We start from the raw sequence: 17,952 nt of genomic DNA on the forward strand, positions 1-17,952 counted from the left end.
TACCTTCCTAACTTACAAATAGTTCAAGTTGTAAAAACACTTTTAAAACCAATTCTTTAAAATAAAACAAGATTGTAGCTAAAATTGTCATCAAAACAATAAATGCTATCGTTATTTTTATAGGATAGCCTACCACTAAAAGGTTAAATTGTGGCATTGTTTTCATAAGCAAACCAAATACAAAATCACTAAGCATTGATATAGCAATTATTGGAAACGCAAGGCTAAGACCAATTAAATATATATCTTTAGTCTCATTCATTATCTGTCTAAACCAACCATCATGCAAAGCAAAATCACCTAAAGCAATACCATTTAAACTCTTTGCCCAAAATAACAAAACCAAATGATGTCCATCATAAGCTAAAAACAAAAGCAATGCAATAAGAGAGATAAAATGACCGATGATAGGAGTATTTGCACCAGTATTTGGGTCAAGCACGCTAGCCATAGAAAAACCCATAATAAAACTAATATGTTCTCCACTCATTTGTAAAATCGTAAAAGTAAGCTGCAAACAAAGACCTGCAACAAGTCCTAACAAAAGCTCAGTTATAAGAGCAATAACTAAATAATTTGGCGTTATATTAGTATGAGCTAATGGATAGAAAAAAAAAGTCATAATAATAACAAAACTAGACTTAATAACCACAGGAATTTGTAAATGCGAATAAAATGGAAAAAACAAGCAAAGTCCGCTCATTCTAGCAAGTAATAGCATAAACAAAACTATGTTTTGCTCACTAAATAATCTTACGAGTTCCATTCTTGAATAATTTGCTCTAATTCATCTATACATTCATCACAAGATTTATAAATAATATGAGAAAATAAAGCTTCATTTATATATTTATTTTTTTCTAAATTAATTAGTATGTTTTTAGATTTTGCAAACCTTAATAAATAATTTATATTAATAACTGCACCACTTGTTCCTATGATAACCACCAAATCATCTTCATTAAGATTATAAAATGTTGAATATAAATCAGTATAAAATGGCGCTTGTTCTCCAAAAAACACCACACTAGGCTTAATTAATTTACTTTGGCATTTTTTACAATTTTCAAATTTAAATTCCAAATCATCATTTAAATTAAGTTTAGTAATATCTTTACAATTAGTGCAGTGTAATTCTAATAATTTTCCGTGTAAGTGAATTACATTTTCACACCCTGCACGCTCTAATAAATCATCAACATTTTGAGTAAAATTAATAACTTCAAAACGCTTTGATATTTCAGCAATTTTTTCGTGCATTTTATTAGGTGTTACTTTTCTTAATTCAAATCTTCTTTTATTATAAAATTCATGAACTAAATTAAAATTTTTAATCCAAGTTTGATAATTACAAACTATATCTAAATCATATTGCTCCCACAAACCATCATTATCTCTAAAAGTGCTTAAGCCAGATGGGGCACTAAGACCAGCTCCACTTAAAAAAACTAACTTACTCATTATTTATCCTTAAAATATCATCACACATTAAAGCTAAATTTTCATCGTGAGTAATTAAAAATAAGGCTGAATTATTTAATTTAACATAATCAATCAATAATTTCATAGCTATTTTTGCATTTGTTGGGTCAAGATTTCCAGTTGGCTCATCAGCAAAAATAATTTTAGGTTTTTTGCAAAGAACTCTAGCAATACTTACTCTTTGCTGCTCTCCGCCACTTAATTCATTAGCTTTTTTATTTAGAATTTCTTTAATACCTAAAAAATTAATTATCTCATCATCTATTTTATTATTTGATAAAACACTTGCTAATTCAATATTTTCATAAGCTGAAAATCCTTTAAAAAGATAATGCTGCTGAAAAATAATTCCAAAATCATTTCTTCTTATTAATAATCTTTCATCTTCGCTAAGTTTATAAATATTCTTATCTTTATAAAAGACTTCCCCGCTATCAGGTGCTAAAAGTGTTGATAAAATATGCAATAATGTAGATTTTCCGCAACCACTTTTGCCTAAGACGGCTAAAGTTTGTTGCGGATTTAAAGTTAAATTTAAATTGTTAAATAAAACGGCATCGTATTTTTTACCAATACCGCTTGCTTTTAACATTAATTACCCATTTGAGCTGCAACTTCTGCTGCGAAATCTTCGTTTTTCTTTTCTAAGCCTTCGCCAACTTCATATTTTACGAAGCTTTCAATTACTAATTCATCTTTTAATTCAGCTGATTTATCAGCAATAACTTGCTCTATAGTTTTTTTATCATCCATTACATAAAATTGTCCCATTAATGTAAGGCGAGAATCTAAAATTGAGTTATCAGCTATAAATCTTGCCATTTGACCAGGAACAATTTTATCCCAAATTTGCTCTGGTTTATTTTGAGCTTTTAATTCAGCTTTTATATCTTCTTCAGCTTTCTTTAAAACTGCATCAGTAATTTGTAATCTACTTGCAAATTGTGGAATTTTATGAAGTGGCTTTTTAAGGCGAACTAATTCTTCATTTTCTTTTTCAAGTTCAGCACATAAAGCTCTATATTCAGCTTCTACAAATTCCTTATCTAAATCTTTATAACTTAAAACACTTGGTTTCATAGCTGCAATATGCATACAAAGTTGTTTTAAAAATTCTTCAACTTTTGCTTTATTAGCAGCATTATTAAATTTAGCCTTAACGATAACACCTACACGACCATTTGTGTGTAAATAACCACTTAAAGCTTCATTATCATTTGCTTTTAAAGTAGCAAATCTTCTTACAACTAAATTTTCTCCAATAGTTGCGATTTGATTTTTTAGATAATCTTCAAATTTAGCCCCATCAATATTGCTATTTAATAAACTTTCAACATCGCAAACTCCACTAACTTGAACTTGCTCAACTGTTTTATTTACTAAATCTATAAATTTATCATTTTTAGCAACGAAGTCAGTTTCTGAATTGATTTCTACTAAACTTGCTAAATTATTTGAAAGTTTAACACCAATTAAACCTTCAGCTGCTAATCTATCAGCTTTTTTAGCAGCTTTACTTAAGCCTTTTTCTCTTAAGTATTCAACCGCTTTTTGCATATCTCCATCACACTCTTTAAGTGCGTTTTTACAATCCATCATTCCAGCACCTGTGCTTTCGCGCAGGTCTTTTACCATTGCTGCTGTAATTTCTGCCATTACATTTCCCCTTCCATCATAGCTTCTTCTAATACTTCTTGTTTTTCATCTTCGCTAACTTCTGCTCTTTCAACTACTTCACCATCTTGTTCTCTTAAAGCTTTACCTTCTAATATAGCTTCGCACATTTCTTGGCAGAATAATTGAACTGAACGAATAGCATCATCATTACCTGGGATAGGAAAATCTACAACATCAGGATCGCAGTTTGTATCAATTGGAGCTACTACTGGGATTTTTAATCTATTTGCTTCTGCAACTGCAATTTTTTCTTTTACTGTATCAATTACAAAAATCATATCAGGGCGAGTTTTAAGGTCTCTAATACCGCCTAAATAATCTAATAATTTTTCTTTTTTACGATTTAGCATTAATGCTTCTTTTTTAGTTAATAAATTAATGCTTCCATCTTCTTGCATACTTTCAATAACTTCAAGTTTTCTAATTGATTGGCGAATAGTTTCAAAGTTTGTCATCATACCGCCTAACCATCTGTGATTTACATATGGCATTCCACATTTAATTGCATATTCTTTAATAGCATCTGTTGCTTGCTTTTTAGTTCCAACAAATAAAATTGTTTTACCTTCTGCTGCTGCATCACGAACGATATTGTATGTATATCTAAAATATCTAATTGTTTTTTGTAAATCAATTACATAAATACCTTTTCTCTCACCAAAAATGAACTTTTTCATTTTAGGATTCCAGCGTCTTGTTTGATGCCCAAAATGCACACCACATTCTAATAAATCTCTCATTGTAACCATAGGTTTCTCCTTAAAAAATTGTTTTTACCTCCACACCCAAATACAACTAGCGTTGCAACAAATAAGGATTGGTGTGTGTGAAATAAGCGGGTATTTTAGCTTTTTTAAAGTTAATAAAGGTTATTTTTCTTGAGTTTTTTCTTCTTTGATTATATTATCAAGATTAGTAATGGCAAAAATATTATAACCATTATCATAGTTATAATTTAATTTCAATTTATGAGCTTCTAAAATCGTATTTACAACATAAAGCCCCAAGCCAAAAGAATTTGAACTCTTATTACCACCTTGAGTAAAAGGCTCTAAATAATACTCAATATTTTTATCTAATTTTTTACCTTTGTTATAAAACTTTATACTTTCATGGCAAATTATAACTCTTACAGCATTATCATCTGAATATTTAATAGCGTTATCTAATAAATTTTTAATTGCAGTTGTAAATAATTTAAAATCAACATAAACTACAAAAGTATTATCACTTATAATATTAATTTTTTCATTTTCTAAAAGCAACATTTCTTTTGCTTCATTAAAAATGTGATTAATTGAAATTTTCTTTGGATTTTTTGCAACTCCACTTGTGATTTGCTCTACTGCGGCTAATTCATCTATTAAAATAACCATTCTATCAAATACATTTATAAGTCTTTGCTTAAATTTCGTATCTTCTAGCATTTCAGCTGTAATTCTACCTTTTGTAATTGGAGTTTTAAGCTCGTGCATTATATTTCTTAAAAAAAATTGTCTTGAAGTATTTAAATCTTTAATTTTTTTAATAGCTTGATAAAAAGCATCTGAAACTTGAGAAATCTCATCATTACCCTTGCTTATATTTTCTATATTATCTAAATCATTGCTAGCAAATTTTGTAATTTGTCTTTTAAGTCTTCTAATAGGTCTTAATTTACCTATAACAAATATATAACTAATTAATAAAACCAAAATAACTATACATAATATTATTTGAATACTCATATATCTATAAGAATTAAAATTCGTATCTTCATATAAGAAATCTTTATCATTTGCTATTATATATAAATAATTCTTGCCATTACTTGTAAGAATTTTACTTGCTCCTAAGTTATTACTATCTTCAGCCAATGTTATAGCATCAAATAAAATTAATTTTTTACTATCTTGGTCTATTAATTTAAGTTTAAATTGATTTTGTTTGTAATTAAATTCATCTTCAGTAATTGCATTATTTAATTCTTGGAGTTTTAAATTCGCTAAGTAAGAATATCTAGCGTTTAGTTCGTTTGAATAATTATCCTTATCATAATTAATCAACCAAATAAACGCCATTCCTATAGTTGAAGTAGCTAATATAAAAATAAAAGTAATTACATAAAAAATACTAGATTTCATTGTGTTAGCTTATAACCAATTCCCCTAATTGCGTGAATATGAGTTGGAGTTTTGCTATCATCACTAATTTTTTGTCTTATTCTAGAAATAATTACATCTATACTTTTATTAGAACTTTCTTCATTAATTGAAGAACAATTGTAAATTAATTCTTCGCGGCTAACTACACCACCTTCTTTTTTAATTAAATAACTTAAAATATCAAATTCTGCATTTGTTAAAACTAATTCTTTGCCCCTAAAATAAATAGCGTGTTTAAATTCATCATATTCTAAAGTCTTGTTGCTATGCTCGTTTGCACTTATTTGAATTTGTTCAAATCTTCTTAAATGCGATGTAATTCTAGCTTTTAATTCTTTTGGATCATACGGTTTTGGTAAATAATCATCAGCGCCTAATTCTAAAGCTTCTACTTTATCATTTATATCGTGTCTTGCAGATGATACTATAATTGGACTTGTATATTTTTTTCTAATTTCTTTACATACTTCAAGTCCGTCCATTCCAGGCAATGTTAAATCCAATATAATCAAATCATATGTAGTAAGATTTAATTTTGACAATCCAATATATGGTTCATCAGCAATATCAACTTTCATATCATATTGCTCTAAATATTCTTTTAAAATTTCTGCTAATTCTAAATCATCTTCAATCATTAATATTCTAGTCATTTTAACTCCTTTAAATAATTACTAATACAGATAAAACCTTATCAAAATCTATAATTTATATTATAAACCAAATAGCTTACAAAGATTATTTTAATTCATTAAAATTAAAACTATTTATCAAATTAAAAAATATTGTAGCTTAGTGATTGTATAGAACTTAGTTAAATTATTGTAAATTCAAACTAATAAAGAAATGTATTATCTTTAGTCAAATTCTTGACTAAAGATTTTATTTAGCTTTTTACAGCGCTTCCTAAATCCCACATAGGCATAAAAATACCAAGTGCTAAGAAAAGAACCATACCAGCAATAAATAACATAAGAATTGGCTCAATATAGCTTGATAGGTTATCTATAATATTATTAAATCTTTCCTTATAATACCCAGTAACTTTTTCAAGCATTGCATCTAATTGACCACTGGCTTCGCCTGCTTTAATCATTTGAATAAGCATATTCTCATAAAGTTCTGTTTCTTTAAAAGATTCAGTTAAGCTAAGCCCTCTTGAAATTGAAACTTTAGTAGCATTTAATTTATTTTTCATAGTTGTATTAGATATTGTTCTAAGTGAAGTATCAAGTGCATCTGCAATAGGAATACCTGCTCTTACTAGCTCTGTAAAAATAAGATTAAATCTACTCATAGTAGCAAATAAAATAATCTTTCCTATTAGATAAGTTTTTAAAGCATATCTATCAACTAAAGCTTTATAATTATCATTAATTCCATAAAATCTTTTACTAGCAAATATCCCACCAATAAGCACAACTAAAACATATATCCCATAATTTCTTAAAGTATGCTCAATAAATAACAAAGCCTTAGTAGCAGGTGGTAAATTAGCCCCTAATTGTTCAAATATCTCCTTAAACTGCGGAACAACAACAAGCATTAAGATAGTAAATGCTATAGCAATAGCTGTAACAACTATTATAGGATACCTTAAAGCCTTTTTAAACTTTTGTTGATTGTCATATAATTCTTGTAAAATTTCTGCAAGTTTTTTTAAACTTTCACCCAATTTACCAGTGCTTTCACCTAGCTTAACCATAGCTAGTGTAATATCACCTAATTCAGCTTGAAATGGCTCAAGTGATAAACTTATACTAAGACCAGCATTCAAGTCCTCATAAACTTTAGAAAAAATCTCTTTTACCCTTTTATTTGCACTTGAATTTGCAACTTCTCTCACACTATCATGGATAGAAATACCAGCACCAGCCATAACACCTAATTGGTTAATTGAAGCAATCAAATCAGGTAATTTTATAGTAGGTTTAAAAAAAGATAAATTTTTTAATTTATCAACAGCACTTCCTAGCGAAACGGTTTGAACTTCGCCAGCCTTTACTATACGACCTAAATTTTTATTCTTAGCTTGTTCAACAGCACTTGCCTTGCTTTGTGCTGTTAGAGTTAAGACTTTTTTTGTCCTTTACTAATATACTCAACTTGAAATTTCTTCATTTATTACTCTTTCGCAACTCTTAATACTTCATCAACACTAGTAACACCCTTAGCAGCTCTTACTATACCATCATGAAACATATCAACAAAACCTTCTTCATAAGCTACTTTTCTAATCTCTTCTTTAGATGCACCCGCTGCAACCATAGAAGAAATTCTATCGCTGATTGGTAGAATTTCACTTATCATTTCACGACCAGTATAGCCTGTTTGAGAACATTTAGGGCAACCTACAGGCTTATAAAATTGTGGATTTTCTACTTCTTTTACATACTTTTCAATTCTTGAATAAAAATTATCAGGTAATTTTGTAACTTGCTTGCAATTAGGGCAAAGCTTTCTTACAAGTCTTTGTGCTTCAATTGCTGTTAATGCACCACTAACCATATAAGGCTCAACCCCCATATCAACTATCCTAGTAACGGCTGAAACTGCGTCATTCGTGTGAAGAGTTGAAAATACTAAGTGTCCTGTAAGTGCTGCTTGAATAGCAATTGTTAATGTTTCAGCATCCCTAATCTCACCTATCATTATAATATCAGGGTCTTGTCTTAGAATAGACCTAAGTGCAGCCGCAAATGTTAGCCCTGCTTTTTCATTAACATGCACTTGTTGAATTAAGTTTAGCTGATATTCTACAGGGTCTTCAACCGTGATGATTTTAGTCTCAACGCTTTTCATATCATTAAGCGCAGCATAAAGAGTAGTTGTTTTACCACTTCCCGTTGGACCAGTTACAAGGATAATCCCATAAGGTGCATGCATTGCTGCTTGAAATCTTTCAAGATTTGTAGGGTGCATTCCAAGATTGCCTAGACTAATTAAAATCTTTGATTTATCAAGTATCCTTAAAACTATACTTTCGCCATTTATAATAGGTAATGTTGAAATACGAAAATCATATTCTTTATCTAAAACCCTAGCAGAAAATCTACCATCTTGTGGTTTTCTTTTTTCTGCAATATCCATATTTGATAAAAGTTTCATTCTAGAAACCATTGGTGGATATATATCTTTATCAAAAATAAATATTTCAGTTAGCATACCATCAATCCTACCACGAACAATGCAGTTTGTCTCGGTTGGTTCAATGTGAATATCGCTTGAGCGATTTACAATACAAGTTCTAAGGATAACTTCAATTAATTTTAAAATTCCAGAACTATCTTGCTCTCCACCAGTCATTGTAGGATCAGAACTTAATTCTTTTCTAATATCATTGATAATATCTTTTATACTTTCATTTAATTGAATTTTACTTAAATATCTATCAATTTGAGATGGATGTGCGACATAGTTTTTAACAAGTTTTCTACTAAATAAGTGTTGAACTTTATCTTGAGTTTCTAAATTAAATGGTTCTTTATATGCTACATATAAATTAATTTCATCTTCTTTAAAAGGTAAAAATCCATAGTTTGATAAAACTGAATACTGAATTTTTTCAGAAATCTTATAATTAATATCAACTGAATCTAAATCTATATATTCAAATCTTAATTTTTGTGCAATTTTTTCTAAAAATTCTTTATTACCTATTTCAAAATGTAATGCAATATCATCTAAAGTAATACCATTAGTCTTATAAAGGTCAATCAATAAAGATTCTAATGTGCTTTCATCTAAAACGCTTTTTAAATAATTTAACTTATCTTGTGGATTTTCAAAAGACATAATAGTGTCTTTTAATTCCATTTTTCTTCTATATACTAAAACTCCTAAACGATCTACAAATTCCATTACCAGTACTCTTTCACTTCTAATATTTGATTGTTTGAATTTAAAATAGTTAAAACCATCTTAGTAAATGGTTTATCAAATCTCAAACTCATTTCATAGATTTTATCATTATATCTAAAAATATATTTATCATTTTCCTTTATATAATTACCTAATATATAATCATCGTAAATATCAGATAAAATATAATCACACTTAGGTAGCTTAATAGAGCTTATATTAAGGTTATCAACTAGTGCTGAATGCAATAATTTTTTCTTATATAAAATAGTTGAATAGTAAACAGCATTAGCTCTTGCTTCTTTTGAATTTCTAAGTGCAATAATAACAGCTGATAGTTTGTTTATATAATCTGTTCTTAAACATGCAATACCATACAAATTCATCAATCCATCATCTTGATTTTTTACAGCTAAATCATATACTAAATTATTGCATACTTTTGAATATTCTTGATTTTCAATAGCTTTATTAATATCTGCTAAACTAATAGCAAAACAATTTAAAGCTATTAATAAAAAAATAATTTTTCTCATAATTTACCTTCTTTAATTAAGTCTAAAGTTTGTTTAACACGAGTTGAGCTATTAGAATTTAAATAATTAGTTAAAGAATTAATAGCTTGCTCTTTTAAACCTAATTTATAACTTGCTTTTGCAAACATAACCCAAGATTTATCGTTTTTAACATCTAATTTATTTGCAGTCAATGCCCATTCTCTAGCGTTTTTAAAATCACCTTTAGAATAATATACATCAGCTATATCTAAAGCAAAATATATACTATTAGTTTCAGAAAATTTTAATTTCAAATATTCTAAATCATCTAATTCTTTTTTGCTTTCTACCTTAGGTGTAGCCGTAGAATTTAAATCAGTAATAACTATTGTGTTAGTTTCTATATTTTTAGGTATATTTTTAATAATGTTATTATTTTTAATATTACTTGATTTTGTTTCACTTGTATTTGATTTAAAAGATGAGTTTTTAACATCTATATTCATAATACTTAATGATATAGTTTCATTATTTGTAGTATCTGATAAAGTAGTAGTATTAACTTCTTCTTGTTTAGGCATATCTACTAATTTCTTATCATTATCTGGCTTATTACTAATTACTTCTACTGGTTTATTGATAATATTTTTATTATCTAATATTTTTTCTTTTTCTAATTTAACCTTAGTATCATTTATAATCTTTTTAACTTCATTATTACTTTTTTTTACATTAGTTTCTAATTCGCTAGCACCTTTTGAGTATGCAAAATATATTAAAGCAAATATAAAAATAACAAATATAATAAAAGCTAATATGTATAAAAAGATATACTTTTTCTTTTTTTTCTTACTTGAATAAATTTTCCATTTATTTTCTAATTCTATAACTTCATGTAAATTAAGCATTTAATAAACCTTTATCAAGAGCAGCCATTTCTAATACTTTTTCATTGATTTTTGGATTACTAAACTCACTAAATCTTTCTTGCTCGTAAAATTCATATATTTCAAATGCTTTATATAATAACATATTAACAGTTCTTAAGTTTCCTTTAGTAACGCTATATATAAACTTATAATTTTTATTACTAAAAAATCCTTTATCCAAACCATTCTTTAAAGTTTCTAATTTCTTATTAATATAAGTTTTAATTTCATCTTCACTAGATTCACTAAGTTCAATACTTTCCCAAATTCTAGTAGTAAAATGCTCTTGAGCTAAAATATCCTCATCAGCAATCGTCTTATGAACTGTAAATAAGAATTTAAACATTCTAGTATCTGATAATAGTCTAATTTTTTCTATTAATATATTAGGATACATTTGAGCTTCATCAAGCATTACCATATATCCATCGTATTTTAATTCTTCGGGAGTTTGAGTAACTTTATCTTTAAAAATTCTTAAAAAATCTTCGTATTTTTCAATCTCTACATATTCATTAAAAATTTTTCTATGCAACTCTGTGTAAAATCCTGATTCTGAATAAAATGGCTGTTCTAATAATATAATCTTTTTATTTTTTTCTTTTAAATCTTTTTCTATTTTATTTAATAAAAAAGTCTTACCACAACCTGGCTTACCATAAAACAATACTAATTTTAAAGGCTTTTCTAATGAAGTTATAATCTTATGATAAGCAATCTTAGATTTATCAAGATTGATAAATCTAAGGCTTTCTAAATTGTCTATAAATAATTCTTTAGCTAATGTATATTTATTCAATAGCAACCCTTATTCAACATTATTTATTGAATCAAATTCTTCTGCTTTTTCTTTAAATAAGTTTTTAGTAGCAGTAGGTTTTAAATCTTCTTTATAATCTAGTGCTAAAGAGTATCCTAAATCTTCTAAAGATTTTCTTACTTCTTCTTTATCTTTAGTAAAATCAACAACATGCGGAGTGATAACAAACACTAATTCTGTTTTTTCTTTTGATTTTTGTTTAGAGCCAAATAATTTTCCTAATAAAGGAATATCTTGTAATACCGGAATTCCATTTTTACTAAATAATTCAGAATCAGTAATAAGTCCACCTAAAACAATAGTCTCTCCATCTCTTACTTGAACAACTGTTGATAATTTCTTTTGTTTTGTATCTGGAGCAACAACCCTATAGCCATCTTTAACTTTTTTATCTTCAATATTTATTAGCTCACTAATGCTTGGATTAATTCTTAGCATAATTTTATTATCATCTGATATTTCAGGTAAGATATTTAATAAAATACCTACGAAAATTGATTTTTCTTCATCAGCATCACCCGTGCTACCACTATCTGTAGTTGTGCTACTTCCTTTTAATTTATAATTATATGTATCACCAACCGTGATTAATGCTTGTTGGTTATTTAAAGTTGCGATTTTAGGACTTGAAACAACTTTAACATCTCCACTTTCTTTAAGAAAATTTATCATACCTGTTAGGTTAATACCCATATTAATAGCTATATTTTCATCTCCGTGCCATCTACCTTTATCGGTTTTACCCCAAAATACATTAGAAGTATTTTTTTTATCAGTTAAAATAATAGTGCCATTAGCAGTGTTTCCAATAAGATTTGTAAGAGATGCTCCAGTAGTATCAAATCCTAAATTAAATTGAGTCCAATCTATACCTGTTTTATGAGATTTATTAAGGCTTACTTCAATAATTGAAACATCAATTACTACTTGCTTTTTAAGTGATTCTTGAACTTGATTTAAATAAGTTTCAATCCTATCTAAAATTTCATTACTTGAAGTAACTGTGATTAAACCTGCATTAGCATTGATTGTAGGAGGGGTAATAGGAATATTTTGACCTGAATTTTGAACTATTTCTGAAATCTCTTTACCTATGTTTTTCCAAAAATCAAATTCTTCTTTAGTTTCAATCATATTATCACTATCTGAACTTGAACCTGAACTTGAACTTGAGCTACTGCTATCGCTGCTGCTTGCTTGAGATTCAACATTTGCCTTAGTAATAGCACTACCCTTACGAACTGAAGTAATATAATCTAATTTAAATGTTTTAGTATTTAAACCTTGAATTTTTAAGATATTATTTGAAAAATCATAATCTAAACCTTGTTCAGCAATAAGCAAATCAAAAATGCCATTAATATGCATATTTTTAATGCTTATTCCATCTTGTCTAGTACTCAATATTCCTTTTGAATATGAATCTTTATAAACTACACTAAAATCACATACTTTTGATAATTGATTAATTATTTCGTAAGCTGAAGTATCTTCTTTATTTACTTTAATATCAAAAGCTCTTTTTGAGCAATCTGCTGCACTTAATGAGCTAGATAGCATTAGCGCTGCACTTAAAGATATAATAGTTTTATTTAACACTGATTTGAACATTCTGATTATCCTTTAAATTAAGTTCTACATAATTAATTGAATTTGAAAGACCAACTCTTTCATTATTAATACTAACTACCCTATAACCTGCAGTAATTATTTCGTTTAAACCATACCATTTTTGATTGATTTTCACTCTTTTATCTACAATAGCATATAAAGTAAAAGTTATAACCTCGTCTGATTTGATTTTGTCCTTATAAAAAGGATCATTTGTTTTTGTAATTTCAAGATAGTCTATTGTATTTCTAACTTGAACTAATTCATTAAATTTATTGTCAAGTTCTGTTCTTGTCATAGCAAAAATTGCTTGAATACAAACTAATATACATAATACTTTTTTCATTAATATTTAATCCCCCATATTGAGATTTTAACATCAGCTTGAATGTCATTTGTATAAACTTTGTTATTTTCGCCACCATTATTATCCTTATTAGGATTATCTGTAGGCTCAATTTTGTATAGTTTAAGCATATTTACATCTACAACATCAATTGATTTTTCTAAGCTATTTACAAAATGTAAAATATTTTGGAATTTACCAGTTAAAGAAAATTGAACATTAAAAACTTCTTCTACTTTTTGACTTACCAAATCATTTACACTGCTTCTTACATCACCTAAAACTACTTGATATTTTTTAGATAATTCATTAATTTTAGCCATAAACTCAGACCAATTTTTTTGATTATATAATAATTTTGATGCTTCTTTTAATTTATCATCAAAATACATATTCTCATCACTGATTTCTTTTCTTGCTTTTTCTTCGCTAATGATATCTTGTGTTAATTTTTGTATTCTTGAGTTTTGCTTTTCTCTTTCAATAAAATCATCAAGTCTTCTTAACTCTTCTTTAGCTTTATTTAATAATTCTGTTTGTTCTGCCACATACTGCTCTGAACTCTCATATGTATAATCATAGATTAAATAACCAAATAAAAATACACACATAAATATACTCATATAGAATATATTAGTATTAGGCTGCTTTTCGTAATAATTATCTATTTTATCAAAAATACTACCTTGTTTCATCTTAAAACCTTTATTACAATATTACTTTCATGCTCTTTATCTTTATCATCAAGATTTAATATCTTAATCAATACATCTCTTGATTCAATACTATAAGTATCATCAGCACCTATTTCTTTTAAGAATGAAGTTATACCTGTTGAAGTTCCTTTTAAATTAACATTTATAATATCATTATCAAAAGACATACTTGTTACTTTAATATTGCTTTGATTTAAGATACTAGCCATTTTTGTAGCTGCACTAGCTTTTGATAGATAATTAACTTTTTTATCATAAATGTTATCTAAAAGTGTATATCTAAATTCTAAAGTTCTTCTAGCTTCATTTACTTCAGCTGATAAACTAGATAATCTACTTTCAAGGTTTTTAATTTCATTATCAATTCTTGTATATTCTGTTTGTTTAGCAGGAATTTTTTCACTAGTATCTCTTTCTTCTACTTCAATAAATTTACCATTTATGTAATTATATATAGGATAAATACTAGCCAATACAATAACAGCCAAAATTGATAAAATTAACTTCCCAGAATATCTCTTCGCAAAAGGTGGTGGTCTTAAGAATGTAGATATGTTGAATACATCATTTGGCATTTTTAATTGTTCATTAGCTCTTAACAAGCTTAATAAAACAAATGGATTAATCCTTAATTCTCCGCCTTCTTTTTCAGGAGTAGTTGTAAATTCAGAAGGTGTATTAACCTCAACGGTAAAATTTCTAATATTTTTAAATAAATCATATTTAATTTTATGGATATTAATAAATTCTGCTACCTCAAGACTATTAATTCCAATTTCAACTTTATTATTAAGCATAGTTTCAAGTATAATATCATCATCAAGACACCTAAAGCAAGAAAACAATACTTCAACTTTTTTTAAGAAATTTTGACTTAACCCAATATCAGTTCCTACAAATACTTTTGTAATAGTAACATTATCTAATTGAGCACCTCTTAATATTAAAGATAAATTGTTAATTAAGAATTTAAAAGACTCGCTTAAAACCTTATTAAGTGAAACTCTTTTTGCATCATCTACATGGTCAAAACCATATTTTGATAATTCATTTAAAAACATATGTTCAGGAATTCTCTCTCCTAAATCATGAGAAAAACTACCATGCAACATATCTATGCTAAGTTTATTAATAATCTTATAGTTTATTAATTCTCCATCTTTATACACAGTAAGTGTTGTATATGTTTTATGAAAATATATAAATACTTGAACTCCATCACTTTCTATAAGTTTGCTTGTATAATAATTTTGATACATCAATGGTTCAATATCTATATAATCAATATACTGAAGCTTATTAGCTACATCTTTAAATTCTGTTTCAATTTTTTCATTTTCTACTACAAATACATTATATACTGTATTAATTCCCATACTAGCATTAGAAATACTATAAGATATCTTATAATCCTTGTCTATATCTAATTCTAATACTTCATAAGTTTTGTTTGTAATTATACTGATTTCATCCTCATCTGTATCGTTTGGAACCTCAACAGAAGCATACTTTACATTTTCACCTGGCATATAGGTAATATTGTAAGCAGAATTGCTTTTTTCCTTAACGGTAATTTCACTAAGGACATTATCAGCAAGTTTATAGAGTTTTTTTGTACTTGAATCAAAAGCGACCAATTCTCTTTTTTTCGCTGTTTTCGCCATTTAAATACCTTTTATTTTTTATTGTTTTAAGCCTACTTTTTTTAAAAAGTTCTCATTATCGTACCATTTTTTTTGAACTTTTGCAACCAACTTTAAGTTAATTTTTAATAAAAAAACTTCAGCAATTCTTTTCCTAGCAACTATTCCAATACGCTTAATTGTATTAGCATTTCGACCGATTAGCATTGCTTTATGATTTTCTGAATCTGTAATAATATCGGCATAAATAGTTAAAAAATTATCTTTTTCTATAATTTTATTAATTAACACTTCACAACAATATGGCAATTCATCACTAAGATTTTGATAAATGCTTTCTATTATTAATTCCTTAACAACATCTTTAGTTGTTTTATCAGTACTAAATTCTGGGTCAAAAAAATATGGGTGTTCTGGTAAATACTTTACCATCTCATCTAATAATTTATTTTTATAAAATTTATTTTTTGATGAATAAGGAATGATATTAGGAACAATATCTAATTTATTAAATTCTTCTAATTTATCCAATAATTTTTTAGGTTCAACCAAATCAACTTTGTTTATAACTACAATATGCTCAACCTTTGGCTTTAAATCTAAAAATTTTTTATATTCATCTAAACTATCAAAAATACTCATCACAAATACAATCAAATCACACTCATCTAAGCTCTTTTTAGCAGCTTCTATTAATAGTTGATTGAAATTCTTATTGCTTTCGTGTAGACCTGGAGTATCTATTAATATTATTTGATTTTCATCGTGCATTATTACCACATTCATTTTTCTTCTTGTGGCATTTTCTTTATGTGATACTAGGCAAATATTTTCGCCTAGTAAAGAATTAATCATTGTGCTTTTACCGGCATTTGTTCTGCCGATTACACTTACAAAACCGCTTTTCATAAAATATATCTTGCTATATCTTGATTTTCTATAATAGAGCCTAATTTATCATCAACTAATTTTGTATCTATTACACAATCTTTATCTTTGTATTTATCACACTCATAAGAAATATCTTCTACTAATTTTTCAATAACAGTATGTAAGCGTCTAGCACCTATATCTTCCATACTTTCATTTGCTTGTGCTGCTATTTTTGCAATTTTTTTAATAGCATCATCTTCAAATACTAAATTAACTCCTTCAGTTTCTAAAAGGGCTTTATATTGTTTTAAAAGTGAGTTTTTAGGTCTTGTTAAAATCTCATACAATTCATCAGCACCCAAGCTATCAAGCTCAACTCTTAGTGGAAATCTACCTTGTAATTCAGGGATTAAATCACTTGGCTTACTTAAATGAAATGCACCTGCTGCAATAAATAATATATGATCAGTTTTTACATTACCTAATTTAGTATTTACTACACTACCTTCTACGATAGGTAATAAATCTCTTTGAACACCTTCTTTGCTAGGGTCTTGTCTGCTTGAATTACCCGAGCTTACCGCAACTTTATCTATCTCGTCAATAAAGATTATTCCTTCATTTTGAACTCTTTTTAAGGCTTCATCTTTAATACTTTCATTATCTAAAACACTATCTGTTAATTCAGTTTCTAAAACTTTTCTAGCGTCTTTAATTTTTAACTCTTTTTTCACTTTTTTATCAGCAATACCAATTACTTTTACCATCTCTTGCATACTTGCAAGTTCTGGTGGTAGATTTGGATTTGTCTCAAGTGAGCGTTGGGTTACATAAATTTCTATAACCTTATCTTCAAATTCTTTATTTCTTAGACGCTCTTTCATCTTTTCTAAGCTAGTTTCATACTCTGCTTGTTTTTCTTCACTAACACCTTTTGGTAATGGCGGTAATAATTTTTCTAAAATTTTATTTTCTATTAATTCAGCTAATCTTGATTTGTTTTTTTCTAAATGCTCGTTTTTTACTAAAGTTAAAGCTGCATTAGCTAAATCTCTTACCATACTTTCTACATCACGACCAACAAAACCAACTTCAGTATATTTACTAGCTTCTACTTTAATAAAAGGCAAGCCCATTAATTTAGCAATTCTTCTTGCAATTTCTGTTTTACCAACACCTGTGCTTCCTATCATTAAAATATTTTTAGGAACAACATCATCTTGCATACTTTCTTCAAGCTTTAATCTTCTATATCTATTTCTTAAAGCAATAGCAATTACCTTTTTAGCTTTTTCTTGACCTATTACATATTCATCTAAAAATTCAACAATTTCTTTAGGTAACATCTGCATT

At 27.3% G+C, this 17,952-nt stretch carries 17 protein-coding genes and 1 pseudogene; all 18 read right to left on the reverse strand.

Features of this window, described 5'->3' with window-relative positions:
* Positions 1–7 precede the first annotated feature (7 nt).
* The gene (gene fliR / locus AVBRAN12640_RS03710) at positions 8–766 is read right to left on the reverse strand and encodes a flagellar biosynthetic protein FliR (RefSeq protein ID WP_214115736.1); all 759 of its coding nucleotides are present in this window, start codon (positions 764–766) and stop codon (positions 8–10) included.
* Positions 754–1,461, reverse strand: coding sequence for an SIR2 family NAD-dependent protein deacylase (locus AVBRAN12640_RS03715; protein WP_336608420.1), 708 nt, complete (start codon positions 1,459–1,461; stop codon positions 754–756). Before AVBRAN12640_RS03715 ends, fliR begins: the two co-directional genes overlap by 13 nt.
* Positions 1,454–2,074: an ABC transporter ATP-binding protein gene (locus tag AVBRAN12640_RS03720; protein ID WP_214120152.1), complete on the reverse strand. Its 621-nt coding sequence runs from the start codon at positions 2,072–2,074 to the stop codon at positions 1,454–1,456. Before AVBRAN12640_RS03720 ends, AVBRAN12640_RS03715 begins: the two co-directional genes overlap by 8 nt.
* A complete protein-coding gene (gene tsf / locus AVBRAN12640_RS03725; protein WP_214120153.1) occupies positions 2,074–3,138 on the reverse strand; it encodes a translation elongation factor Ts in 1,065 nt (354 codons plus the stop codon). Before tsf ends, AVBRAN12640_RS03720 begins: the two co-directional genes overlap by 1 nt.
* Positions 3,138–3,908 carry a 30S ribosomal protein S2 gene (gene rpsB, locus AVBRAN12640_RS03730; protein WP_214115740.1) on the reverse strand — a complete coding sequence of 257 codons (771 nt, stop codon included), beginning with the start codon at positions 3,906–3,908 and terminating at the stop codon, positions 3,138–3,140. Before rpsB ends, tsf begins: the two co-directional genes overlap by 1 nt.
* Before the next feature lie 120 nt (positions 3,909–4,028).
* Complete coding sequence (locus AVBRAN12640_RS03735) at positions 4,029–5,282, reverse strand: ArsS family sensor histidine kinase (RefSeq protein ID WP_214120154.1); 1,254 nt, start codon at positions 5,280–5,282, stop codon at positions 4,029–4,031.
* Positions 5,279–5,956, reverse strand: coding sequence for a response regulator transcription factor (locus AVBRAN12640_RS03740; RefSeq protein ID WP_214115742.1), 678 nt, complete (start codon positions 5,954–5,956; stop codon positions 5,279–5,281). Before AVBRAN12640_RS03740 ends, AVBRAN12640_RS03735 begins: the two co-directional genes overlap by 4 nt.
* A gap of 233 nt (positions 5,957–6,189) precedes the next feature.
* Positions 6,190–7,424: pseudogene (locus AVBRAN12640_RS03745) on the reverse strand (type II secretion system F family protein).
* A gap of 3 nt (positions 7,425–7,427) precedes the next feature.
* Complete coding sequence (locus tag AVBRAN12640_RS03750) at positions 7,428–9,119, reverse strand: GspE/PulE family protein (protein WP_442862245.1); 1,692 nt, start codon at positions 9,117–9,119, stop codon at positions 7,428–7,430.
* 44 nt (positions 9,120–9,163) lie between these two features.
* Positions 9,164–9,700, reverse strand: a complete 537-nt coding sequence (locus AVBRAN12640_RS03755) for a hypothetical protein (protein ID WP_214120155.1) — start codon at positions 9,698–9,700, stop codon at positions 9,164–9,166.
* Positions 9,697–10,569 carry a CDC27 family protein gene (locus tag AVBRAN12640_RS03760; protein ID WP_336608421.1) on the reverse strand — a complete coding sequence of 291 codons (873 nt, stop codon included), beginning with the start codon at positions 10,567–10,569 and terminating at the stop codon, positions 9,697–9,699. Before AVBRAN12640_RS03760 ends, AVBRAN12640_RS03755 begins: the two co-directional genes overlap by 4 nt.
* Complete coding sequence (locus AVBRAN12640_RS03765) at positions 10,562–11,389, reverse strand: ATP-binding protein (protein WP_214115747.1); 828 nt, start codon at positions 11,387–11,389, stop codon at positions 10,562–10,564. Before AVBRAN12640_RS03765 ends, AVBRAN12640_RS03760 begins: the two co-directional genes overlap by 8 nt.
* Before the next feature lie 9 nt (positions 11,390–11,398).
* The gene (gene mshL / locus AVBRAN12640_RS03770) at positions 11,399–13,021 is read right to left on the reverse strand and encodes a pilus (MSHA type) biogenesis protein MshL (protein ID WP_214150105.1); all 1,623 of its coding nucleotides are present in this window, start codon (positions 13,019–13,021) and stop codon (positions 11,399–11,401) included.
* On the reverse strand, positions 12,999–13,367 hold the full coding sequence (locus AVBRAN12640_RS03775) for a hypothetical protein (protein ID WP_214115749.1): 369 nt from the start codon (positions 13,365–13,367) through the stop codon (positions 12,999–13,001). Before AVBRAN12640_RS03775 ends, mshL begins: the two co-directional genes overlap by 23 nt.
* Positions 13,367–14,062 (reverse strand): hypothetical protein, encoded by a 696-nt coding sequence (locus AVBRAN12640_RS03780; protein ID WP_214120104.1) that lies wholly within the window; start codon positions 14,060–14,062, stop codon positions 13,367–13,369. The genes AVBRAN12640_RS03775 and AVBRAN12640_RS03780 overlap by 1 nt, the downstream gene beginning before the upstream one ends.
* Positions 14,059–15,747 (reverse strand): hypothetical protein, encoded by a 1,689-nt coding sequence (locus tag AVBRAN12640_RS03785; protein WP_214115751.1) that lies wholly within the window; start codon positions 15,745–15,747, stop codon positions 14,059–14,061. Before AVBRAN12640_RS03785 ends, AVBRAN12640_RS03780 begins: the two co-directional genes overlap by 4 nt.
* Positions 15,748–15,765: 18 nt before the next feature.
* Positions 15,766–16,635 (reverse strand): GTPase Era, encoded by an 870-nt coding sequence (era, locus tag AVBRAN12640_RS03790; RefSeq protein ID WP_336608422.1) that lies wholly within the window; start codon positions 16,633–16,635, stop codon positions 15,766–15,768.
* Entirely contained in the window at positions 16,632–17,951 is a 1,320-nt protein-coding gene (gene hslU / locus AVBRAN12640_RS03795; RefSeq protein ID WP_214150108.1) for an HslU--HslV peptidase ATPase subunit, read from the reverse strand. Before hslU ends, era begins: the two co-directional genes overlap by 4 nt.
* Position 17,952: the final 1 nt, after the last annotated feature.

This window comes from Campylobacter sp. RM12640 (assembly GCF_020137595.1).
Taxonomy (GTDB): Bacteria; Campylobacterota; Campylobacteria; order Campylobacterales; family Campylobacteraceae; genus Campylobacter_E.

What these genes read in the sequence shown, in the direction of transcription:
- fliR (WP_214115736.1), bottom strand. Translation starts at nt 766, where the DNA reads ATGGAACTCGTAAGATTATTTAGTGAGCAAAACATAGTTTTGTTTATG.
- AVBRAN12640_RS03715 (WP_336608420.1), bottom strand. Translation starts at nt 1,461, where the DNA reads ATGAGTAAGTTAGTTTTTTTAAGTGGAGCTGGTCTTAGTGCCCCATCT.
- AVBRAN12640_RS03720 (WP_214120152.1), bottom strand. Translation starts at nt 2,074, where the DNA reads ATGTTAAAAGCAAGCGGTATTGGTAAAAAATACGATGCCGTTTTATTT.
- tsf (WP_214120153.1), bottom strand. Translation starts at nt 3,138, where the DNA reads ATGGCAGAAATTACAGCAGCAATGGTAAAAGACCTGCGCGAAAGCACA.
- rpsB (WP_214115740.1), bottom strand. Translation starts at nt 3,908, where the DNA reads ATGGTTACAATGAGAGATTTATTAGAATGTGGTGTGCATTTTGGGCAT.
- AVBRAN12640_RS03735 (WP_214120154.1), bottom strand. Translation starts at nt 5,282, where the DNA reads ATGAAATCTAGTATTTTTTATGTAATTACTTTTATTTTTATATTAGCT.
- AVBRAN12640_RS03740 (WP_214115742.1), bottom strand. Translation starts at nt 5,956, where the DNA reads ATGACTAGAATATTAATGATTGAAGATGATTTAGAATTAGCAGAAATT.
- AVBRAN12640_RS03750 (WP_442862245.1), bottom strand. Translation starts at nt 9,119, where the DNA reads ATGGAATTAAAAGACACTATTATGTCTTTTGAAAATCCACAAGATAAG.
- AVBRAN12640_RS03755 (WP_214120155.1), bottom strand. Translation starts at nt 9,700, where the DNA reads ATGAGAAAAATTATTTTTTTATTAATAGCTTTAAATTGTTTTGCTATT.
- AVBRAN12640_RS03760 (WP_336608421.1), bottom strand. Translation starts at nt 10,569, where the DNA reads ATGCTTAATTTACATGAAGTTATAGAATTAGAAAATAAATGGAAAATT.
- mshL (WP_214150105.1), bottom strand. Translation starts at nt 13,021, where the DNA reads ATGTTCAAATCAGTGTTAAATAAAACTATTATATCTTTAAGTGCAGCG.
- AVBRAN12640_RS03775 (WP_214115749.1), bottom strand. Translation starts at nt 13,367, where the DNA reads ATGAAAAAAGTATTATGTATATTAGTTTGTATTCAAGCAATTTTTGCT.
- AVBRAN12640_RS03780 (WP_214120104.1), bottom strand. Translation starts at nt 14,062, where the DNA reads ATGAAACAAGGTAGTATTTTTGATAAAATAGATAATTATTACGAAAAG.
- AVBRAN12640_RS03785 (WP_214115751.1), bottom strand. Translation starts at nt 15,747, where the DNA reads ATGGCGAAAACAGCGAAAAAAAGAGAATTGGTCGCTTTTGATTCAAGT.
- era (WP_336608422.1), bottom strand. Translation starts at nt 16,635, where the DNA reads ATGAAAAGCGGTTTTGTAAGTGTAATCGGCAGAACAAATGCCGGTAAA.
- hslU (WP_214150108.1), bottom strand. Translation starts at nt 17,951, where the DNA reads ATGCAGATGTTACCTAAAGAAATTGTTGAATTTTTAGATGAATATGTA.